This window comes from Intestinibacter sp. (assembly GCF_022780145.1).
In the GTDB taxonomy this organism is placed as follows: domain Bacteria; phylum Bacillota; class Clostridia; order Peptostreptococcales; family Peptostreptococcaceae; genus Intestinibacter.
The window spans coordinates 1-4,319 of record NZ_JALEXO010000248.1; the positions used below are offsets into that span (position 1 = coordinate 1).

Consider the following 4,319-nt stretch of genomic DNA (forward strand, 5'->3'; position numbering starts at 1 on the left):
GGAGTTTTATTTGGAATAACTGTAGTTGTAGTATTTAATATAATAAAAAATAAATTTAAAAAATCTATACCAAGATAGGAGTTGAAATAAATGAATGCATTGAGTGAAAAAATATTTTTAAAATTAGAAATGCCAAATAACGAAAATAGAAAAAGCGATAGAGATAAAATTTTTAAAGCACTAAAGGAAAAATACGATAATGTGACTATTCCTTATAATATAATAAAAAAATTATATCCTATGTGCAGAGAGGCTAATTTTGAGATAACTGTTACATTAGTAAAACGCGATTATGATTGGGTAGTTACTGATGTTGAACCAGGGGATACAACAAGTAAAAATTATGGATTGTGCGTAGACCTGGGAAGCACAACTGTAATCATGAGATTAGTAGATTTAGCGACAGGAGATATAATTTCAGAAGAAAGTGTATTTAACAAGCAAATTGCATTTGGAGAAGATATATTAAATAGGATATTCTATACTAGAAATTCAAAAGAAAAACTACATGAAATACATAAAGCGACAACAGATACCTTCAAGGAATTAATTGATATAATAGAAGAAAAAACTGGCGTAATAAGTGAAGATATAAGTATTATGACAGTAGCAGGAAACACTACAATGATTCATTTTTTACTTGATATAGATCCATGGACTATATTCCAAACACCTTATACACCAGTATTTAATCAAACTAGCTTTATAAAGGCTGAAGAAATTGATATTCCTATAAAGGGATATGTCTACTGCTTCCCATCAGTAGCGAATTACTTTGGTGGCGATATAGTAAGTGGAATGCTATATACAGAAATACATAAAAGACAGGATATTTCAGCATTTATAGATATAGGAACAAATGGAGAGCTTGTAATGGGAAATGAAGATTTTCTAGTGGCTGTAGCTGGAGCAGCAGGACCTGCATTAGAGGGTGGACTAAGTAAATTTGGTATGAGAGCTAGAAAGGGTGCCATCGATACTATAAAAATAATCGACAATAAAATAAAATACACAACTATAGAAGACGGAAAGCCTTTAGGAATATGTGGCTCTGGTATAGTAGATTTATTAGCAGAGATGTTTTTAAACGGATGGGTAGATTTTTCTGGAGTAATAAAAAAAGGCGCATCTGAAAATATAATAGAGGTAGATGGTCAGCTTGCAGTAGAATACGCCACAAAGGAAGAAAGCGGAAATGATCAATCATTAATATTTACTCAAAGTGATATAAATCAATTTTTAAAGACAAAATCAGCTGCACACACAATGGTTGCGTTTTTACTAGAAGAAGTAGGTCTTACATTAGACGATTTAGATGATTTTTATGTAGCAGGTGCTTTTGGAACACATTTAGATGTAGAAGCGGCTATTACAATAGGTATGTATCCAGATTTAGAGAGATCTAAAATGCATTGCCCGGGAAATGCATCTCTAAAGGGAGCTTACAAGTTACTTATGAATAGAAACTTACTTGCGGATGTAGATGACATAGCTGAGAGAATACACTACATTGGATTAGAGGATGCGAAAGATTTCATCGGAAAAATGAGAGCTGCTAGCTTTTTGCCACATACAGATTTAGATAATTATCCAACAGTTAAAGCTAAATTAATTGAAAGAGGAATATTATAAAATAAGAAGCTGTTACATGAACGCTAGTAATGTAACAGTTTCTTAAATTTTCATGACAAAACTTTGAAATGACGATAATTAATGTTAAAATATTACTGTAAAAATGAAAAGATAAGGGGAAATTAATTATGAGGTTTTTTAATAAGATCGATAAAACAAAATTTAAACCAAATAAAAGCTCAATCAAAGAATTATTATTATTGATATATACGGCGTTTATTCTCTTTTTAATTACAGAAATTTTATCCGCTAAGGGTACTACCAGCTATGGGTTTATAGATAATAGCACTATTTATTTAGGCATAGGGCTAATTTTGATTTTACCTTTATCGATGATTTTTGCATTTAAAAAGGACGATAAAAAATATTATATAGGTGAAGCTGTACTGATTTTGTTGATGACACCTCTTATGAAATATGTATGGGATAAATTCTATATATTTTTAGACATACCTGAGGAGCAAATTTGGTGCTTACTTTTAGATTATCTAGTTATATTGTCGATATTGACTCCAGTAGTTTTTCTTAAGAAAAAGATTTTTTACTGTACTTTAGTAAGTGGAGTTTTGATACTATTATCTATTTGTAACTATATAGTATCTATATTTAGGGGAATACCTATTGCCTACTGTGATGTGTACTGTATAGGAGATGCTTTGCCATTGGCAGAAAGCTTTTTAGGAAAAAATAATATCGTATTTGTAATTGCAGGAGTAGTAGCTTTAATATTGGGATTTGTTCTTTTGTTTATTAAAGAAAAGAGAAATACTAGATTTACGAGTTATATAAATATAATAATGGCTGTTGTAATATGTGCGGGAATGTATTCATATTATTTAAAGCTTGTAAATGACAGAACGTTGATATACTACAGTGCAAATATGGTCAAAACTTACAGATATAATGGATATGTTTATTCAACTATTGAATCATGCTTGAGATTTATAAGAGTTGAGCCAGATGAATACAATCAAGAAAGTATATTGGCTATAAGAAATAAAGTCGATGAAAAGACAGCTGATGATAACAGTATAACTGTCGCTAGTACAGAATTAAAGAGTATAGGCAATAGTTCAGATAAAAAGCCAAATATATTATTTGTGCAGTTAGAAGGCTTTATGGACCCTAATACAATTGAAGGTGTTTTATATAGCCAGGATCCGATACCGAACTTTAGAAAGCTGATGAAAAATGGAATAAGTGGAAAGATGAAGACTCCTTCAATAGGAGGGGGAACTGCTAGAACGGAGTTTGAAGTAATGACAGGAATAGATTTGGAATTTTTAACAGATGGTGAAGTTCCACATTACACTATCTTAGGTCATGAGACCTTAAATTCAGTTGCTACAACCTTGAAAAAGCAGGGTTATTCAACTCATGCAATACACAACAATCAAGGGAATTTTTATAACAGAAATAAGGCATATAGTTCATTGGGATATGATACATATACTTCTATAGAATATATGGACAACGTCGAGAGAACTGAGACTAATTGGGCAAAGGACACAATACTGACAAAATACATAAAAGAATGTTTAAATTCTACTGAAGAAAATGATTTAGTTTTTACAATATCAGTTGAAGGTCACAGCCCTTATCCTACTGACTCTGATAAGTACGAGCTTCCTATTAAGGTAGTAAGCAGTAATTTGCCTGATACAGAAACTAATCAGATATATTACTATATAAATAAAATTCATGAAAGCGATAAATTTATTGGAGATGTTGTAGATTTAGTCGATTCTATGGATGAGGATACAATAGTAGTATTTTATGGAGATCATACTCCTGCTTTAGATGTTTTAAATCGAGATGCTGGAAATGTCGACAGAACTACTACGCCATATGCTATTTATAGTAATTTTGATTTAGATACTGACTTCAAGGGTGGAGATATATCTGCTTATCAAATGAGTACGATTATGTTGAGTCTTGCTGGTTCAGATTTAGGACCTATGGAAAATATACACAAGACTTTGGGCGATCAAGAGGATTATAAAAAAGATTTAGAGCTTGTCGAGTACGATATTTTATTTGGAAAGGATTATTATCTAAATGAAGATGAAAAGACTAAAGCGAGCGATTTGAAGATGGGAACAAAGGATATAACATTAGAAAAGGCAACTTTAGAAGACAACCAGATTTGTATAGAGGGTAAGAATTTTACTAGAAAAAGTATTGTATTTATAAATGGAGAAGAGAAGAGCACTATTTTTGTAAATAGAAATACTTTGAGAGTATATTGTGAGGATGAGGATAAGGATAATATAAAGGATATTGTAGTCAAACAAATAGGTCTTCATGATATACCACTGAGTGAGACAGATATAGTTCAATTGAGCGATGAATAATTTAAGCTGAAAGGAATATTTTATGGATAAAAATACTTCATATAGTGAAAAGGACTTAGTTCCTATAATGGAGGAGGTCATACAAAGTGGAGGAAGCTGTAAGCTAAAAGTCACAGGATATAGTATGACTCCTACCTTGAGACATTTAAAAGATAGCGTTGTATTAGTAAGTCCTGAAAAAAGACAACCTAAAAAGAACGAGATAGTTTTTATAAAGAGGGATACTGGAAAGCATGTGCTTCACAGAATTAGAAAAATAATAGACGACCAATCGTTTATAATGAACGGCGATGCTCAGCAATGGACTGAGGTAGTTAGATTTAATCAGGTTAT

The 4,319-nt window shown here is 31.4% G+C and carries 3 protein-coding genes; all 3 read left to right on the forward strand.

Translation table 11 applies throughout. The features are described 5' to 3' along the window. Positions 1-90: 90 nt before the first annotated feature. The gene (locus MR593_RS09400) at positions 91-1,632 is read left to right on the forward strand and encodes an ASKHA domain-containing protein (RefSeq protein WP_290692203.1); all 1,542 of its coding nucleotides are present in this window, start codon (positions 91-93) and stop codon (positions 1,630-1,632) included. 128 nt (positions 1,633-1,760) lie between these two features. Next, positions 1,761-3,986 (forward strand): LTA synthase family protein, encoded by a 2,226-nt coding sequence (locus tag MR593_RS09405; RefSeq protein ID WP_290692205.1) that lies wholly within the window; start codon positions 1,761-1,763, stop codon positions 3,984-3,986. Positions 3,987-4,008: 22 nt separating this feature from the next. Beyond that, positions 4,009-4,319: S24/S26 family peptidase (locus MR593_RS09410; protein WP_290692207.1), on the forward strand; the 311-nt coding region annotated here is incomplete at its 3' end.